The sequence below is a fragment of the Endozoicomonas sp. ONNA1 genome, from assembly GCF_024606325.1.
Lineage (GTDB): Bacteria > Pseudomonadota > Gammaproteobacteria > Pseudomonadales > Endozoicomonadaceae > Endozoicomonas_A.
Map to the genome: position 1 here is coordinate 1 of NZ_JAHHPN010000585.1, position 1,615 is coordinate 1,615.

The 1,615-nt window shown below is 44.8% G+C and carries 1 protein-coding gene; it reads left to right on the top strand.

Going from position 1 to position 1,615, the window contains the following annotated elements:
• Positions 1-1,615, top strand: a 1,615-nt coding sequence (locus tag KDK19_RS13360) for a hypothetical protein (RefSeq protein ID WP_257255268.1), incomplete at both ends; no start/stop codon positions are given.

Genomic DNA, 1,615 nt, shown 5'->3' on the forward strand with positions numbered 1-1,615 from the left:
GAGTCCATGCTGGATACGATAGAACAAATTCCCTGGAAAGCTTACACCGCAGTTGTTCAAAAGACGGTTGCTCAAAAAAGGACCAGTAAATACGATAAGCTAACCAGTCTTGCCTTTTATATCGAAGCTGCGGATCGGCGAGCCGTAAGAAAACAGGAAAGGCTGCTTAAAGATATAGAGGACAGGCTGCAGATCTACCCCATTGCAAACGATGCGGCAAAAGAAGGGGGCAAGACGTTCCTTGCTAAACTGGCCAATGATCTGGGGTTAATGTTTGAAAACGACGTCCACCTCAATGACAACAAGTATGCTATTGACTGCAAAATTTCGGAATTAATGGATGAAGTAGAAGAAACCTATGGCGATGAAGAGATCAGAAGGGGCAGAAACAATGAAATGGCTCATCAACTCAACATTGAGAACTATAAAGATGACGCCAGTATAGAAAACCAAAACATTCTAATTATCAAAAAACTCAAACAGCTGGATAAAGAAGTTTCCAAAGCAGGTGTTGCTGAGGTTAATGAGCATATCACAGTTATTGAAAATGAACTTGACAGGCAAATGGCTCGCCTCGGCCCCAAACCCCGATACGTTCTTGATCGTGAAGTAGCGACAATCAGGCGAGCAATAGAAGAAGCTGAAAGTGAGCAGAAGACAGCTAAGCAAAAACTGGATGCTATTCATACCAGACAATGTTTCTTTACCGGGACTCCAGCTGTCAGCGGAGGCCGCTCGGATGAAATCGACACAGTTCTTAATCAGGCAATGGAAATAGCTCAGACCGGGCTGGGTCTGACTGCAGGTGACGAGCAAACCCTTGAAGAGCGGGTAGAGGACATCAAACATTTCCTGCAGGGACACAGTAAAGAAAGACGAAATGAAATTTTTAAGGAACTGAGAGCTCAAATACATCTTGACATTAAAACGACAGGTTATCCCCATTTACACGAAGTAGTTGATTACTTTGTCGATACTTTAGTCTATGTAGATACTCTTGTTCGGGAAGCAGAAGATGAATTCAGTGAAGCATTGGATGAACAGACTTTAACCAGACAAAAACACTCTCAGGTCACAGAATTCCTTCGTGAACACGACAGGAAAAGTATGGAAGTGACCAGTACACAGCTTGAAGAAAGGAATGCACAAGCGAATCTGGATCGTAAAAAACAAGAGATTGAAGATCTTGGAGACATTGATGAGCAGACCAAAACCGCACATAACGAGGAAATGGCTGCACTGGGTTTAGTTCTGGAGCAGAAAAGTGAAGCTCTATCAAAAGCAGAAGAGGCTCTGACGGATTATCATAAAGCAGTTCTTAACACCATCGAAGAAGCCGTGGGTCTTGAACCAGAGGCTACTGACACTCAGGAACAACGGGTTAATGCCCTGAGAAACAAACAGTTACAACTGGGCCGTGATGACGTTGTTAGCAGCAGGGTCCGGCAACTGATTCAGGAAAAGGCCCGCCTGGAAGGTGAAATTGAAATCAGGAAAGCAGACATTGAGAGAAAGAAGGACGCCCTGGCGGTTGCAGAGAAAGCTGTTGAAAATGACGATGGTCCCTTCCAGTACACGCCGAGGCAGGCAAAAGTTCGGGCCGCTATGGACGACT